The sequence below is a fragment of the Nocardiopsis oceani genome, from assembly GCF_054777395.1.
On record NZ_BAAHAR010000003.1, the window covers coordinates 1 to 16,301 of the forward strand.

The 16,301-nt window shown below is 69.8% G+C and carries 13 protein-coding genes; 5 read left to right on the forward strand and 8 right to left on the reverse strand.

Features of this window, described 5'->3' with window-relative positions; all coding sequences use genetic code 11:
• Positions 1-446: 446 nt before the first annotated feature.
• From ACYVDG_RS01990 to moeZ, 5 genes are all read right to left on the reverse strand, one after another.
• A complete protein-coding gene (locus ACYVDG_RS01990; protein WP_460746267.1) occupies positions 447-3,944 on the reverse strand; it encodes an ATP-dependent helicase in 3,498 nt (1,165 codons plus the stop codon).
• The gene (locus tag ACYVDG_RS01995; RefSeq protein ID WP_460746635.1) at positions 3,937-7,077 is read right to left on the reverse strand and encodes an ATP-dependent helicase; all 3,141 of its coding nucleotides are present in this window, start codon (positions 7,075-7,077) and stop codon (positions 3,937-3,939) included. Before ACYVDG_RS01995 ends, ACYVDG_RS01990 begins: the two co-directional genes overlap by 8 nt.
• Before the next feature lie 62 nt (positions 7,078-7,139).
• Positions 7,140-7,505: an MGMT family protein gene (locus ACYVDG_RS02000; RefSeq protein ID WP_460746269.1), complete on the reverse strand. Its 366-nt coding sequence runs from the start codon at positions 7,503-7,505 to the stop codon at positions 7,140-7,142.
• Between the two features lie 82 nt (positions 7,506-7,587).
• Positions 7,588-7,983 (reverse strand): SPW repeat domain-containing protein, encoded by a 396-nt coding sequence (locus ACYVDG_RS02005; protein WP_460746271.1) that lies wholly within the window; start codon positions 7,981-7,983, stop codon positions 7,588-7,590.
• Positions 7,984-8,178: 195 nt separating this feature from the next.
• Positions 8,179-9,342 carry an adenylyltransferase/sulfurtransferase MoeZ gene (gene moeZ, locus ACYVDG_RS02010; RefSeq protein WP_460746272.1) on the reverse strand — a complete coding sequence of 388 codons (1,164 nt, stop codon included), beginning with the start codon at positions 9,340-9,342 and terminating at the stop codon, positions 8,179-8,181.
• Positions 9,343-9,624: 282 nt separating this feature from the next.
• Here moeZ and ACYVDG_RS02015 point away from each other — a divergent pair, with 282 nt between their 5' ends.
• From ACYVDG_RS02015 to ACYVDG_RS02030, 4 genes are all read left to right on the forward strand, one after another.
• Positions 9,625-9,954, forward strand: coding sequence for a zinc ribbon domain-containing protein (locus ACYVDG_RS02015; RefSeq protein WP_460746275.1), 330 nt, complete (start codon positions 9,625-9,627; stop codon positions 9,952-9,954).
• Between the two features lie 58 nt (positions 9,955-10,012).
• Entirely contained in the window at positions 10,013-10,243 is a 231-nt protein-coding gene (locus ACYVDG_RS02020) for a hypothetical protein (RefSeq protein ID WP_460746276.1), read from the forward strand.
• Between the two features lie 263 nt (positions 10,244-10,506).
• A complete protein-coding gene (locus tag ACYVDG_RS02025) occupies positions 10,507-11,154 on the forward strand; it encodes a TetR/AcrR family transcriptional regulator (protein ID WP_460746278.1) in 648 nt (215 codons plus the stop codon).
• Positions 11,155-11,470: 316 nt separating this feature from the next.
• Positions 11,471-12,283 (forward strand): mechanosensitive ion channel family protein, encoded by an 813-nt coding sequence (locus tag ACYVDG_RS02030; RefSeq protein ID WP_460746280.1) that lies wholly within the window; start codon positions 11,471-11,473, stop codon positions 12,281-12,283.
• A gap of 147 nt (positions 12,284-12,430) precedes the next feature.
• Here ACYVDG_RS02030 and ACYVDG_RS02035 read toward each other — a convergent pair whose 3' ends face one another.
• The 3 genes from ACYVDG_RS02035 to ACYVDG_RS02045 form a co-directional block, all read right to left on the reverse strand.
• Positions 12,431-12,673, reverse strand: a complete 243-nt coding sequence (locus ACYVDG_RS02035) for a hypothetical protein (RefSeq protein WP_460746638.1) — start codon at positions 12,671-12,673, stop codon at positions 12,431-12,433.
• A 267-nt stretch (positions 12,674-12,940) separates the two neighbouring features.
• The gene (locus tag ACYVDG_RS02040; protein ID WP_460746282.1) at positions 12,941-13,252 is read right to left on the reverse strand and encodes a DUF6401 family natural product biosynthesis protein; all 312 of its coding nucleotides are present in this window, start codon (positions 13,250-13,252) and stop codon (positions 12,941-12,943) included.
• A gap of 173 nt (positions 13,253-13,425) precedes the next feature.
• On the reverse strand, positions 13,426-14,121 hold the full coding sequence (locus tag ACYVDG_RS02045) for a ferritin-like fold-containing protein (protein WP_460746285.1): 696 nt from the start codon (positions 14,119-14,121) through the stop codon (positions 13,426-13,428).
• 594 nt (positions 14,122-14,715) lie between these two features.
• Here ACYVDG_RS02045 and ACYVDG_RS02050 point away from each other — a divergent pair.
• Positions 14,716-16,242, forward strand: coding sequence for a DEAD/DEAH box helicase (locus tag ACYVDG_RS02050; protein ID WP_460746288.1), 1,527 nt, complete (start codon positions 14,716-14,718; stop codon positions 16,240-16,242).
• Positions 16,243-16,301 lie beyond the last annotated feature (59 nt).

Genomic DNA, 16,301 nt, shown 5'->3' on the forward strand with positions numbered 1-16,301 from the left:
CGGCTCCGAAGGGCCAGATCCTTCATCTTTGCGTGCAGCACCGCTTCCGCAGAGAGTTCCTACTTCCTCCTCTGGTTCACGTTCAGGACACAACTTTCCCGATAGCCGCCAACCCGCCGTCGCAGCGAAGCGGGTCAAGGTGGAGCGCCAATGACGCGCGAAGCGCTCGATGGCGACGACCTTGAGGCGCGCAGCGGAGACGGCCACAATCGGGCGGCGGGAAAGGAGGACACCCCAAGCCACCAAGGCAACCCCCACCCCAGAGAGGCAATACCAACCCAAAGGAGGAACCCCCACCAGAGCAGGCAACCCCGAACGCCCCAAACTGTCCCGAGCCTGGTCCCAGAGCACAGAGCACAGAGCACCACCCCCTGACCACAGCGCCTTGTTCTCCTCTTCCCCCTCTTGCCGTCTCCCCTCCCCCACCCCCTCCCCTCTCCTCTGACTCAGTCCGGTTCGGGAACACCGGTGATCAGCGCGGCCAGCCCTTCGGCGTCCAGCAGGTCGGCCGGGCGCACGGTCTCCCCCGCCCTGACGTAGTGGAAAGCGGCCCGGACCTCCCCCAGCGGCACCCCGGCGAGGTCGGCCCAGGCCAGGCGGTAGGCCGCGAGCTGCACGCCCACAGCGCGGCGTTCGGCGCCGTTTCCGGGCGGGCGACCGGTCTTCCAGTCCACGACGTCATAGCGCCCAGTGTCCCCGTCGTGGAAGACAGCATCCATACGCCCCCGGATCAGCCGGTCCCCGATGACCGTCTCGAAAGGCACCTCCACCTCGACCGGTACGAGGGCACCCCACTCGCTCTGTTCGAACATCCGCTGGAGCTCGGTCAGGTCCTCGTCCTCCCCCGCCGTGTCGTCGGCGGCCCCGGGCAGCTCGTCGAGCAGCGCGGCGTTCTGGCCGAAGCGCTGTTCGAGCCAGGCATGGAAAGCCGTGCCTCGGCGCGTGTGCGGCGCCGGCGGTCTCGGCAGGGGCCGTCGGATCTGGCGGGCCAGGGCGGACGGATCACGGGCCAGCCACACCATGGACGAGACCGACAGGTGGTCCGGCAGCTCGACCTGGATCGGGCCTTCCCCGGGCCCCGACGCTGCGCGCTCGCGGTGCGCGAGGAGCAGTTCGGTGTCCCGTTCCCAGCCTTGGAGACGACGGCGTAGACGCTCGGGCGGCGTGGTCGGCCCGGCTGAATCACCGGCGCGGATCCGGGCCCGGGCACGCTCGACCCGCTCGGCCCCGGCGAGGATCTGGGCGCGGCGACCGTCCGGCTCCGCCCCCGCATAGGGCCCCGCCCCCTCAACGGCCTCAGCCCCCGCATAGGGCTCGTCCCCCTCAACGGGCTCGGCTTCCGGAGGGATCCCATCGGTGCTCTCACGACGCCCCCCGGACTCCACCGCGGGCAGCTCGGCGGGCGGCCACACAGCGGAGGACTCCTCCTCATCGTGCGGGTTGGTGTCCTCCGGGTCCGGCGCAGGGGCCCACTGCACGACGGTTCCGGCGCCGTTGTCGCAGGCCGCGCGGACGTCCTCCAGGAACTCGGACGGTCCACGCGGGGTGGTCCCGGTCCGGCCCCACCAGTGGCCGGTGCAGACCAGCGCGTAGGAGGCCCGCGTGACCGCGACATAGGCCAAGCGGCGCTCCTCCATCAGGTGGCGGGCGTCCTCGGCCGCCCTGAACCCGGCGATCGACTCCTTGTCGACCCCCTTGAGTTCGGGCAGGCTCCGGCGGTCCCCGCGCAACCGGTACGGCAGCAGGTGGTCGGCCTTCACCCAGGCGTGGGCGTCCCGCGGCTTGGCCGGGAACAGCGGCGCCTTCTTCCCCGCGCTGACCCCGGGAACGATGACGACCGGCCACTCCAGCCCTTTGGCGCCGTGCATGGTCATGAGCTTGACGCTGTCGGAGCCGCCCACCCGCTCTCCCGGGCTGAGCGCGCTCTCGTTCTCCTCAGCGGCGTTGAGGTAGCCCAGGAAACTCCCGAGGCTGGGATCCTCGCTGTTTCCGACGAAGCGGACGGCGTGGTCGACGAAGGCGTCGAGGTCGGCCCGGGCCGACAGTGGATCGCGGTGGGTGCGCGAGCCCACCTCGATGTCGAGTCCCAGCATGCGCTCGATCTCGGTGATGAGGTCGGGCAGGGGCTGGCCGACGAGCTTGCGCAGGGACCGCAGTTCCTCGGCGAGGCGGCCCAGGCGCTCATAGGCGGCCTCGGAGTAGCTCTCGGCCGGGCCGGGATCGTCGACGGCGTCCACGAGACTGCCGCTCTCGGCGGTCAGGTCGAGGACGGTCCGGCGCAGGAGGTCGTCGGCGGCCTCCGGGGCCTCTTCGGGTGCGGGGCCGGTGAGGTCGCGGCGGGTGTGCCGGGCGAGTTCGCTGGCCCGGGATCCAAGGGCCGCCAGGTCCCTCGGACCCATCCGCCATCGCGGCCCGGTGAGCAGGCGCGCCAGCTCGTTCCCCGCCGAGGCGTCGTGCACCACGCGCAAGGTGGCGATGATGTCGCGGACCTCGGGGACGAGCATGAGCCCGCCCAGCCCCACGACCTCCACGGGAATGTCGAGCGCTTCCAGGGCCTCCCGCAGCGGCGGGAACTGGGAGCGCTTTCGGCACAGGATCGCGATGTCACCCGGGCTAACCGCGCCGTCGGAGGCTCCGCCGGACTCGCCTTCGGGCCAGGCTTGGAAGTCGGGGGCGAACACCGGCCCCCCGGGGTCGTCGGCGGCGGCCCGGACCAGGCGCCGGACCTGGTCGGCGATCCACGCCGCCTCCTCGGTCTCCGTGGGGAACAGTGCGGCCAGCGCGGTGCCCCTGCCCCGCCGGGAGGGCCCGGGGTGCAGGACGGGCACGTCGGTAGCCTCGGCGCGCAGCGGCTCGGAGATCCGTTCGGCGACGTCGAGGACGCGCTGGCCGTTGCGGAAGCTGATGGACAGCCGACGGACCGGGGCGGGCCGTCCCGGCGCGACCGGGAAATCCGTGGGGAAGCCGGTGAGGTTGGCGGCGATCGCGCCGCGCCACCCGTAGATGGACTGGCAGGGGTCGCCGACGGCGGTGACGGGGTGCCCGTCACCGAACAGGTGCCGGAGCAGCTCCAGCTGCGCGTGGCTGGTGTCCTGGTACTCGTCCAGAAGCACCACGCGGAAGCGGCCGCGCTCGATCAGGCTGGCCTCGGGGTGCCGCTGGGCGATACGGGCGGCCAACGCCATCTGATCGCCGAAGTCCATCGCCTCACGCATGTGCTTGGCGTGGTTGTACCGGTCGATCAGCGGGAGGAACTCCTCCCTGCGCCGCTGGGTCTCGACCAGGTCCCTGGTCTCCTTGGTGGGTTTGCGGGTCATCCGGTCCAGCTCGCCTTGGATCCACTTGCCGATACCGCGCACCTCGTCGGTACTGCTGAGGTGGTCGGCGATCTGCCCGGACAGGTCCAAGATCCTCCGGGTGACGGTGTCCGCACCGACGTTGACGTGCTCCATCGGGCCGTCGTACTCACCGACGATGCGTGCGGCCAGCTGCCAGGACTGGCCTTCGCTGAGCAGCCGCGAGGTGGGCTCGACCGCTTCACGCAGGGCGTGGTCGGCGACGATGCGTCCGGCGTAGGCGTTGTAAGTGGAGACGGTGGGTTCGCCGTCCAGCAGCTCCTCGGGGAACAGCTCGGTCTCGCGCAGCTGCTCCAGGCGCTTTCGGACGCGTTCGGCGAGCTCCGCGGTGGCCTTGCGGGTGAAGGTCAGGCCGAGGACCTGCTCGGGCCGGACGTGCCCGTTGGCGACCAGCCAGACCACGCGGGAGGCCATGGTCTCGCTCTTTCCCGAACCGGCCCCGGCGATGACCACGCCGGGTTCCAGCGGCGCGGAGATGACCTGGGCCTGCTCCGACGTGGGTTCGGGCCGTTTGAGGAGGCGGGCGAGCTCAGCGGGGCTGAGGCGCGGCCCGCGGTTCCCCGGTGTTTGGTGGGTGGGTTCAGACATGTCGGCCCTCGTCCTGGACCGGGCAGCATGCGCGTACCGCGCACGAGTTGCATCCGGTGTTGCGGGTGGCGGCGAACCGGGCTCCGGCCATACCGGTGGCGACCTCGCGCACGAGGGTCTGCGCCCACTCGGGATCGGGGTCCTCGCCCAACGGGGGCTGGACCTGTTCGCGCGCCTTCTTGCTGAGTGACGCCTTACCGACCTGGACGAGTTCGGCGCCGCCGGGATCGGCCAGGCCGAGCTTGGCGAAGGCACCCTTGAGCACGGCCATCTGGTAGACGCCCAGCTGGGGGTGGCGGCCCAGGTCGTCGGCCTTCATGCCGCCGGTCTTGATGTCCACCACCACGGCACGGCCCTGGTCGTCGCGTTCGAGGCGGTCGACGCGGCCGGTGATCTCGATGCCGCCGACATCCACCTTGAATCCCTCCTCGGTGACGACCAGCTCGCGCTCGTTGGCGGTGTCCCAGTCCAGGAGTTTGCGGACCATCTCGTCGGCGCGGTCGCGCTGTTTGTTGGACTGCCAGGGACCGCCGAAGTCCAGGTCGGCCCAGATCTCGTCCATCCGTGTCTCGATTTCACCGGCGGTACTGCCCTGAGCCACCAGGACCGCCACGGCGTGCACCACGGTGCCCAGCGCTGAGGCGGAGTCCCCGGAGGAGGCACCGGCGGCACGCTCCAACAGCCAGCGGAGCTCGCAGTTGGTGAAGCTCTCCACCTGCGAGGGCGACACTCGGATGGTGTCCTCTTCGTCGGAGAGCGGTCGAGCATCGGTGAAGGGTGTGAGCGCGTACCACTCGGCGGGGTCGGCGCCCCGGACACCTTCCTGCGCGAGGCGCGCCAGGTGGGCCGCGGCCGCGTCGAGAAGCGGCTCGGGCGCGTCAGGGTCGGTGACCACCGAGCGCAGGTCGGCGACGAGTGCCGGCAAGGAGAGCCAGCGGCGACCGGTACTGATCGGTTCCGGTGCGCCCGCGCCCGTCTCGTTGAGGAACCGGGAAGGGCGCTCGTCGGTGTCGTCACCCCCCACACAGGTGACGTAGAGGGTGCGGCGGGCCCGGGTGAGGGCCACGTAGAAGAGCCGGCGCTCCTCGTCCAGGAGCTTGGAGGCCAGAGCGGCACCGAAGGTGTCCGCCGAGTGGCTCCGGGCGTCGACGAGCTCCTCGACCCCGAGCAGGGAACCGCGCAAGCGCAGGTCGGGCCACTCGCCTTCCTGGACCCCGGCGACCACCACCAGTCCCCATTCCAGTCCCTTGGATCGGTGCGCGGTGAGGATCCGCACCGCCTCGCCTTCGGGGGCGCGTTCAGCGAGGCTGTCACCGGGGATCTCCTGGGCCGCCAGGTCATCGAGGAAACCGCCGGGGCTGCCGGGCGGCAGGCGGTCGCAGTAGCGGGCGGCACTCTCGAACAGGGCCACGACGGCGTCAAGGTCGCGGTCGGCCGCGGCTCCGCGGCGGCCCCCGGCCTGGCTGGCGCGCAGGAGGCGGTCGGCGAGGCCGCTGTCGCGCCACAGCTCCCACAGCACCTGCTCCGCGTCGGCGCCCTTCGCGGTGAGGTCGCGCACGGTCCGCAGGGCCTTGGCCACCCGGTTCGCGGGCGCGGCGACCGCCGGGTCGACCAGGGTGAGCTCGCGCGGGTCGCGCAGCGCGTCCACCAAGAGCCGGGCGGAGGGGCGGTAACCCGGGTCCCCCCCTTCCTCCGCGTCGCCGGCACGGTCCAGGTCCAAGCGGCGCAGGGCACGTACCAGGCGGCGCAGCCGGACGGTGTCGGCCTCACCGAACGGGCTCATGAGGAGCTCGCGCGCGGAGTCGTCGTCCAGGTTCTCGGGGTGCAGGCCGTAGCGCACGAGCCCCAGCAGGGGGCGGACGATGGGTTCGGCGGCGACCGGGAGGTCGTCCGAGCCCACGACCACCGGCACCGAGGCCGCGGTGAGAGCTCTCCGAAGAACGGGGAGCTGGCGGCTGGAGGAGCGCACCAGAACCGCCATGTCCGACCACGGGACACCGTCGACCAGGTGGGCGCGGCGCAGGGTGTCCGCGATGACCGCGGCCTCCTGGGTGGCGCTCTCAGCCATCAGGACGTGCACCTCACCCTCGGGGACGCCTTCGGCCGGGGCGAGGTCGCGGTGGGCGTTGACCTGGCCGCTCGCGGAGGAGACGGCGGGCAGGCGGCGGGTGAGGCCGCGCGAGGCCGCGAGCAGGGCCGAGCCGCTGCGGCGGCAGGTACGCAGGGCCACGACCGGTGCGTCGGCGCGCTCGACCGTGGGGAAGCGGTTGGGGAAGTCGAGGATGTTGTGGACCTCGGCGCCACGGAAGGCGTAGATGGACTGGTCGGGGTCGCCGACCGCGACGAGGTCGCGGCCGTCCCCGGCCAGGGCGCGCAGGAGTTCCTCCTGGGCCGGGTCGGTGTCCTGGTACTCGTCCACGAACACCACCTCGTGGGCTGCCCGCTCGCGTTCCTGCGTCTCGGGGTCGGCGAGCATGTTCGAGGCCACGCGCACCAGCTCGGCGTAGTTGAGTGTGGGGACCGGAGCGATGTCGAAGCGGCCGTTCATGCGGGCGAGGAACCCCGCGGCGGCGGTCCAGTCGTCGCGGCCGCGCTCATGGCCCAGTTCAGCCAGCTGTTCGGGGCCGAGCCCGCGTTCCTGGGCCCGCATGAGGAAGTCGCGCAGCTCCTCGGCGAAGCCGCGGGTCTCCAGCGCCGGGCGCAACCGTTCGGGCCACCCGTGCGCGCCGTCCTGGAACTCCCAGGACAGCAGTTCGCGCACCTCCATGAGCTGTTCGGGGCCGGAGAGCAGCCGGGGCGGCAGGTCGCCCATGCGTTGGAACTCGCGCCGGATGAGGGCGTACGCGTAGCTGTGGAAGGTCAGCGCGAGGGGCTCGCGGGTGGTGCGCCGCAGGCGGGCGGTGATCCGCTCGCGCAGTTCCTGGGCGGCCTTTCGGCTGAAGGTGAGCACCAGGACGCGCGAGGGGTCGACGCCCCGGTTCTCGATGCGGTCGACGACGGCCTCGACGATGGTGGTGGTCTTGCCGGTCCCGGGGCCCGCCAGCACGAGGAGCGGCCCGCCCGGGTGGTCGACCACGCGCTGCTGGTTCTCGTCCAGCACCGGTGGCGGCTGCACCTGGTGGGCGCGCCGCACAAGGCGGTACGGGGATGTGTTCACGCCACCAGTTCACCAGAGGTGGATGACTATCCCGGACGTCACCGGACGTTAGAGGAGGGGACGGACTGCTCTTCAGCCTCCGCTTCCCCGTCCCATCGGGCTTCACGCATGTCCACACGGTCACTGCGCGGGCGCATCGGGGTGCCCTCGGACGCGTAGTGGGATCGGGCACGGACGAGGTGCCCCTCTGCGGGGCGGCCGTCCGCGCGCACCACCCGCCACCAAGGAACCGCACCGCCCCAGCGGGACATGACCGCGCCTACCTGCCGCGGCCCGCCGCGGCCCACGTACTCGGCGATGTCCCCGTAGCTCATCACCCGGCCCGGCGGGATCCGCTCCACCACGGAGAGGACCTCCTCTGTGTAGTCGTCGACGGACTCGTATGCGTGGGGCTCCTCAGGCATACAGCGCAGCCTAGCCACCGGAGACGACGGAGCCGTCCCCGTGGCGGGGACGGCTCCGGTGACCCGGTTGACGGGCAGACCGTCAGGGAGTCCGCGAGGACACCCCCATGCTGTGGGTGGTCCATGCCGACTCGGGATCGCGTTTCCGGGCCTGGTTGGCCATGGCCAACCCGACCAGGCCCAGCAGGGCGATGGCACCGCCGCCGACCCACGCGGACAGTGCGGCCTCGAAGATGTGGGTGAAACCCAGGAGCCACGGCAGCGCGAAGATCAGCGCTCCCACGGCGAAGACCCCGACCTCGCTCGACACCGCCCCCGGGCGGGTCAGTGAGATCCCGGCGGCGAGGATGGCCACCAACCCGAGGATGAAGAAGGCTCCTCCGGAGAAGCCGAGCATCCCGTGCCAGATCCAGCTGAACCCCACGGCGAGCCCGAGTGCGACCGCGACCCAGTCCGCCCAGCGTCCCTTCTCACGCATAACGCCACCTCCTTGCGGCGGGAACGCGCGCCGGTGGTCGGCGCAGCGTCCCGTGGAGGACATCTACCCACTTCGAGCCGCAGGTAGGGGGTCAGCGCGGAAAGCGTCCAGGAGGAAACGACGGACGGCGCCGGGAAACCCGACGCCGTCCGGAAGGTCCAACCATGCCCGCTCGGGCGGGCAGCCGTACCGCCCCTAGTAGGTGGGCAGCTCCGGGTCGACCTGGTTGACCCAGGCCAGGACGCCGCCGCCCACGTGGACGGCGTCGGAGAACCCGGCGTCCTTGACCGCGGCCAGGGCCTCGGCCGAACGCACACCCGACTTGCAGTGCAGGATGACGCGCTTGTCCTGCGGCAGCTGCTCGAAGGCCTTGCCGTTGAGGAACTCACCCTTGGGGATGAGCGTCGCCCCGGGGATGTTGACGATCTCGTACTCGTTCTTCTCGCGGACGTCGACGAGGAAGACCTCGTCGGCCTTCTTGTCCAGGAGCTCCTTGAGCTCCGGGGCCGTGATGGTCGAGTCCGAGGCGGCCTCGGTGGCCTCCTCGGACACGGCGCCGCAGAAGGCCTCGTAGTCGATGAGCTCGGTGACCGGCTCGGTGTCCGGGTCCTTGCGGACCTTGACCTCGCGCCAGGACATCTCGAGGGCGTCGAAGATGAGGAGGCGGCCGACCAGCGGGTCACCGATACCGGTGATCAACTTGATGGCCTCGTTGACCATCACCGAACCGACCGAAGCGCACAGCACGCCCAGGACGCCGCCCTCGGCGCAGGAGGGGACCATTCCGGGCGGCGGGGGCTCGGGGTAGAGGTCGCGGTACTGCGGTCCGTACTCGTTCCAGAAGACGCTGACCTGGCCGTCGAAGCGGTAGATCGAACCCCACACGTAGGGCTTGTTCAGGATGACGGCCGCGTCGTTGACCAGGTAACGGGTCGCGAAGTTGTCGGTGCCGTCCAGGATCAGGTCGTAGTCGGCGAGGATCTCCAACGCGTTGTCCGACTCGAGGCGCTCCAGGTGCAGGATCACCTCCGTGTTGGGGTTCACCTCCTTGATGCTGTCCCGGGCGGACTCGGCCTTGGGCCGGTCGACGTCACTCTGGCCGTGGATGATCTGGCGCTGGAGGTTCGACTCGTCGACGACGTCGAAGTCGATGATGCCGAGCGTTCCCACACCCGCGGCGGCGAGGTAGAGCAGGGCCGGGGAACCGAGACCGCCCGCGCCAACGACCAGCACCTTGGCGTTCTTGAGGCGCTTCTGGCCGACCATGCCCACGTCGGGGATGATCAGGTGACGCGAGTAGCGGCGCACCTCGTCCACGGTCAGCTCGGCGGCTGGTTCGACCAGCGGCGGCAGCGACACGGTGACTCCTCATGAATGTTCGGGTCGCTTCGCGTCCACCCGCGAGGGGGCTGTGGCGTCGCGCGAAGCTGCTTTCACTTATACCCAACCTAACGGGTGGGGTTTTCCATTCCCACCCCGGGGAGGCATGACCCGTATCGCTTTGCCGGGCCACCCTGACCTCCTCAACCACGGTGGCCCGCGTGTTCATTCCGCACGGGTTCCCGGCCGCTGGAACACCCCGGGGGTGTGACCCGGGGGGTGTGAGCTGTTCCGGGTTCCATCTGGCGGGGCGGCACCCTGGTGGTCGCGGACCGGTGGTTCGCCTCCTCCAAGACGTGTTCGGGCTGCGGCGCGGTGAAAGCCAAGCTCGCCCTGTCCGAGCGCACCTTTGTGTGTGCCGAGTGCGGTTTGGTCCTGGACCGGGATCTGAACTCCGCACGCAACCTGGCTGCTCTGGTGGAGCGGCACGTCGCCGGGAGTGGCTCGGAGACGGAAAACGGACGTGGAGCCGACCGTGAGACCGGGATTGTCCCGGCGGGTGGCTGGGAAGCGTCTACCCCGCACCGGGTTGGGGCCCGGGTCAGGCGGGGACTTTCGCCCAGTAACGGGCGAATCATTGAGAGTCACTGACACTCCAATGAACGGTAGTCTCGCTCATACGTTCCGCGACAACGCTAGGGAGGACCCCGTGGCATCTTCCGATCACAGTGCGGACAGTCGGCGCACCGGCCCGCAGGACGAGGACCCGGCCACTGCCGTCCCCGAGGCGGACGCGGCCGAACAGCGCACCGCGGCGAGCGACGACGGCCGTGAGGACTGGGCGGACGAGGCCTCCGCGGACGTGTTCGACCAGGCCAGCGAGGCGGACGTCATCGAGCAGGCACGCGAGGTCGGCTCGGACGACGACGAGCGCCGCTGAGCACCGCGCGGTGTGAACGCGGGCCGTGTGAATTCGGCCCTTCGGCACCCGTTCCCTGCCCCTTCCCACCTGCGCGGCAGGTTTTCGGCCACGGCCTTCGGGGACCAGCGTTCGCGTCATGCTGCCCACACCGAACTTACGCAGGAGTAAGATGGGAAAAAAGCTGCGGGCGCGCCCCAGAGCCACAGCGTCCGCCAGCGTTAGCCACGCAGATGTCCGGTGAATGGCGTGCATCTGCCATGCCGAGTTCGGAGGGTGTGGGTGTGACAGCTCCTTCAGACGCCCGCGCCCGGGGCACCCGTTTGCCCCGGGTCAGGCGCCGCCGCCAACTCCTGGCCGCAGCTCAGGAGGTTTTCGTCGCCCGCGGGTACCACGCTGCGGCGATGGATGAGATCGCGGACCGCGCGGGTGTCAGCAAACCGGTCCTGTACCAGCACTTTCCCGGGAAGCTGGAGCTCTACCTGGCTCTCTTGGAGGAACACTCCGAGGCCCTGGTCGAGAAACAGCGCGAGGCTTTGGAGAGCACCGACGACAACCGCCAGCGGGTCGCCGCCAGTTTCCAGGCGTACTTCGACTTCGTCGCGGGCGACGGTGAGGCGTTCCGGTTGGTCTTCGAGTCCGACCTGCGCAACCTGCCCGCCGTACGGGAGAAGAGCGAGCAGACGTTCCAGCGCTGCGCCGAGCTGATCGGCAAGGTGATCAGCCAGGACACCAGCATCTCCGACGAGGAGTCGCACCTGCTGAGCATCGCCCTGGTCGGTATGGCCGAGACCAGCGCCAGGTACTGGCTGAACAACCACGGCTCGGTGCCCCAGCAGGCGGCCGAGCAGCTGGTGGCCAGGCTGGCTTGGCGCGGGCTCGCCGGCTGGGACCTCACTCGGGCGGCCGATGAGGCCGAGTCCGAGGACTGACACCGCGGGAGACCGGATCTCCCCGCGAACACGGCCCCCGGTGGCGCGAGAGCGCCGCCGGGGGTTTTACTTTCCCTTTCCCTCTCCCCAGCAGTGAACCGCGAATTATCTCGACTAATGCCAACAAACTACACCACGCCGAGTCAATTATTTCTCAAATATTCGGCAATTACCGCAGCCGCCGGGCGCCAAGAGGTTCGAAATCCATTCTCCGGGTAGTGCGAAACTGAGAAGTACCGCGCTTCTCTTCGCCGTATCCGCTCGTCGCCGTTCACCGGCGCACATGGCGGAACTAGCGATTCGGGGGTGAAGACGTATGGACATCGGTCAGGGCCTGATGGACGCCTGGCAGTCGATCGTGGGGTTCGCGCCGCTACTGCTCGGCTTCCTGGTGATCCTGGTTCTGGGCTGGATCATCGCCTGGTTCGTGGGCAAGGCGGTCGGCAAGGGCCTGCACAGCGTCGGACTGGACCGCGCACTGCACCGCGGTGGTGTGGGCGAGTACTTCGAGCGCGGCCGCTGGGGAGCCAGTGAGCTGTGCGGGAAGATCATCTACTACGTCGGACTGTTGTTCGTGCTGACGTTCGCGTTCAACGTCTTCGGACCGAACCCGGTCAGCACGCTGCTCTCCGATGTCATCGCCTGGATTCCACACGGCATCGTGGCGCTCGTGATCGTCGTCGTGGCGGCCATGATCGCCAAGGCCGTCCGGGATCTCATCACGGGGGCTCTGGGCGGACTGTCCTACGGACGCTTCCTGGCCAACGTGGCCGCCGTGGCCATCCTGGCCCTTGGTGCCATCGCGGCGCTGAACCAGATGGGCGTGGCCATGAGCGTCACCATGCCGGTGCTGATCGCGGCGCTGGCCACGGTGGGCGGCATCCTGGTCGTCGGTGTCGGCGGTGGTCTGATCAAGCCGATGCAGTCCCGCTGGTCGCACTGGCTTGAGGTGGCCGAACGCGAGACCGGCCGGATCGGTGACGAGAGCAGCTACCAGGCCGGCCGGGACGCAGCCATGAGTCGTCCGGGCACCGAGGCCAAGGAAGAGCGCGCAACCGACCAGGGAGCCAAGGAGGAGGCCTCCAGCCTGCCGGGACAGCGCGGCCGAGGCGGCGGGGCCACCTCGTAGCCGAGCGGCCGCTGACGGGCCGCCTCAGGCGACGTCAGCGCCTTGAGGCGCGAGTCCCCGGAGGCGGGAACGGAGCAGACGGAGCAAGAAGAGAGGGCGGGGCCGTGCGGCCTCGCCCTCGTCGTGTATCGCCTCTGCGACATCCCGTCACAGAAACTCCGAGTCGCGCGCTTCCAGCCGCGCGAGGTGTTCGACGCGTCGAAAGCCGAGCACGACGGTGGCGATCATCGGGAGGAAAGCCAACCAGAAGACAATGCTTCCGGGCCCGGTGAACACCATCGACGCGAGTGCGACGACGAAGATCAGTGCGAAAAGCGCGAAGTCGACGCGATCCTGATGGATCAGGACGCCGACCGGTGGGCGCGCCGCCCCGTGCCGACCGCTCCTCATTCGCATTCCTTTCTCGCGGATCATCCGTCCGCTCCGCCTGTCACGGTGACCGGGATCCGCCTGAGACCTGACAACACCGCGAATCCCACGTTGCATTCCGCAGGGCCCTGGTTCCACCAAGGCGAGCCGGGCCGGGGTAGGCCGCTGTGGAGTCACCGGTACGTTTCAGCCTACGCCCAGTAACGGCTTTTCGCGGGAGAACCGGTGGGGCGATGAGCGCGAGGAGGCTCGCGTCGTAGATCACACCCGCCTGCGGACGTCACCAACCTAGCGGACGAAACCACGGTCCTTCGCCAAGCGGCAGATCGAGAGAATACGAAGGGTCTCCCAGTCGTAGTCCGCGTCCTCGGAGTCCCAGCCCCGCTCGAGGCAGCCGTCGAGGAAGCCGTGGAGGTAAGTTCCGAGGCTGTTCGCGGTGAGCTCGGCGCCGCCGGAGACGATGGCTTCGCACACCTGTGCGGCGTGCTGGTCCAGTTCAGCGCCCATCCAGGGTTCGACCGGACCGTCGAGGGGGCCGATCTTGTGGAAGTCACGGGTGAGTCCGGCCAGCGGGTGGCGCACGGAGGTCCCACGGGGCATGGAAGTACCTACTCGCGTGGTCAGGAGACGGGGAACTCCATCGACTCTATGTGGACCCGACCAATGGATCGTAACGAATGTGTTGGAAATTACCCGTCCTTGACCAAGCGGGACAAAGGGACGGTCAAGCACCCCTAGGAGTCCAGAGCCTCCCCAAAGGGACGGATCCGACCCTACTCGGCCAGCCCCATAGCGGTCAGGCGGGCCGCGTGGCCCTCCGTGAGCGAGGCGAACATGCGGCTGACCGCGGCGAGGTCGCCAAGCCCCGAATCGCCCGCACCCTCGTCGGGCCTCGCCTGCGTGTCCCGGGCGAGAAGCGCGGCCAGCTGGGGCCGCTCCACCGCCACCGCCTGGGCCTGGCTCAGCGCCTCACCGACCAGGCGTCGCGCCCACAGGGACAGCCGACCGGCCAGCTTGGGGTCCTCGTCCAGGGCGGCACGCACCTGGCCGGCGACGAATTCGGCCCGGCTGGTCTCGGCGAGCACGGCCACGACGAGCGAACGCGTGTCCTCGTCGGCCAACTCACCGACCTTGCGATAGAAGTCACCCGCGATGCCGTCACCGACATAAGTCTTGACCAGGCTCTCCAACCAGCTCTGCGGCTCGGTGCGCTCGTGCCAGGCGTCCAGCGGCGTAACGAAGGGTGCCATCGCCTCTTCGGGATCGACGCCGAGCTCCACCAGACGATCACGAAGTGCCTGGTAGTGGCTCTGTTCGGTGGCGGCCAGGCCGGCCAGCTGCCCCTTGGTCCGCAGCGAGGGCGCCAGTCCGGCGTCGTCGGCGAGGCGGAAGAAGGAACCGAGCTCGGCATAGGCGAGCAGTCCGAGCAGATCGATCACGCCGACGTCGGCGGAGGGCCCATTGGTCATGCCCGCCAGGGTATCGCCAGGCCCTTCCGGCCCCAACCTGGACTAAACGGAGTTCACGAGCGGTTGTACGCCTCGGGAGCGGGTAAGTCTCCGCCGCCCACAGCCGAGTGGGCTGCTATGTCCACCAGGCGGACCAACAGCTAGACTCAGCGTGATGACCGGCGTGTGCTTATCCAGCGCCGCGTCCCGCGCCCCCGCGACGCGGGCCCTTCCGCGAGTGTGTTCCGGCGCCGTGGACGCGGGCGCCAGGAGATGCCATCCGGACGCCATGACGTGTCCTCACGAGCAGTGCGGCGTGAGGGAGCAACGGCCCACGCGCCCAGCTACGCACCGCACACAACAACCAGCGGATGGATCCGAGACATCGCGATCAGGGCACCCCCCGGACCGCACGGATCCAGTCGGCAGCGCCACCGGGATCCCCCGTCAAAGCGGAGGCCGGGTGAGCCGCGCCCTCCGCGGCGGCCAGAAACCGACCGCGACCGCACCCTGCCGCGGCCACGAACAACGCTGCGGCCCGCCCAGATGGAGGCTTGAGCCCTGAGCAGCACAGATGAGACAACGACACCCCGAACCACGTTTCGTGGCCTCGGAGTGAGCCCTGAGATCGCCGACGCCCTCGAGGCGGAGGGGATCGTCGAACCCTTTCCGATCCAGGAACTAGCCCTGCCGATCGCGCTTTCCGGAAACGACATCATCGGTCAGGCCCGGACCGGTACCGGCAAGACCCTCGCCTTCGGGCTTCCTCTTCTCCAGGAGGCCCAGGCGAACCCGGGTACGTCCAAGCGGCCCCGCGTCCTCGTCGTGGTCCCGACCCGCGAACTGGCCATCCAGGTGGCCGCGGACCTGACCACCGCGAGCAAGCGCAGCGGCAGCCGCATCCTGACCGTCTACGGCGGCCGTTCCTACGAGCCCCAGATCAACGGCCTCAAGGAGGGCGTCGACGTCGTCGTCGGTACCCCCGGCCGCCTCCTCGACCTGGAGAACCAGAAGCACCTGCGCCTGGACGGAATCACCGCGGTGGTCCTGGACGAGGCCGACAAGATGCTCGACCTGGGTTTCCTCCCCGACATCGAGCGCATCCTCACCAAGATCCCCACCGAGCGCCAGGTGATGCTGTTCTCGGCGACCATGCCGAGCGAGATCGTCACGCTCTCCAGGAACTACCTGCGGCAGCCCACCCACGTCCGGGCCGGCGACGACGACGAGATCGATGGCTCGACCATCACCAACCTGATCTCGCAGCACGCCTTCCGCACCCACCAGATGGACAAGCCGGAGATGCTCGCCCGCCTCCTCCAGTCCGAGGAGCACGGCCAGAGCATGGTCTTCTGCCAGACCAAGCGCGCCTGCGACCGCGTGGCCGGCGACCTCAAGAACCGTGGTTTCGCGGCCGCCGCCGTCCACGGCGACCTGGGGCAGAGCCAGCGCGAGCGGGCTCTGCGCGCCTTCCGCAACGGCAAGATCAACATCCTGGTCGCCACCGATGTGGCCGCCCGCGGCCTCGACGTGGACGACGTGACCCACGTGGTCAACTACGAGACCCCCGAGGACGAGAAGACCTACACGCACCGCATCGGCCGGACCGGCCGCGCGGGGCGCACGGGCACCGCGATCACCTTCGTGGACTGGCAGGAGATGCCGCGCTGGAAGCTGATCAACGGCGCGCTCGACCTGGGGTGCCACGAGCCCGAGGAGACCTACTCCACCTCACCGCACTTCTTCGAGGCCCTGAGCATTCCCAAGGGGACCAAGGGCAAGCTCGCGGTGGAAAAGCGCGGCGAGCACGCCGGGCTGGAAGCCGAAGAGGTCGAGGACATCGGCGACACCGGCCAGCAGCGCGTCGGCACCGCCGGTGGCCGACGAGGCCGCGGTGACCGCAAGGAGCGCGGTGAGCGGGGCGGTCGACGCGGTGGCAACGGCCGCGACCGTTCCCGCAAGCGGACCCGCGGCGGTGAGAGCACCGCCAAGTCCGAGGGTTCCGCGGACAAGGCCGCGGTGAAGTCCTCCGAACGCCCGGCGGACGGGGCCGAGAAGTCCTCCGACGGAGAGGGCGCCCGCAAGATCCGACGCCGTCGCCGCACCCGTGGCGGTGTGCGCCGGGACCCCGAGAACACGTGACACCCGTCGGGTCCTCCGGACCAGTAGGCCGAAGACGCCCAAGGGCGAGTTCGCCGAAG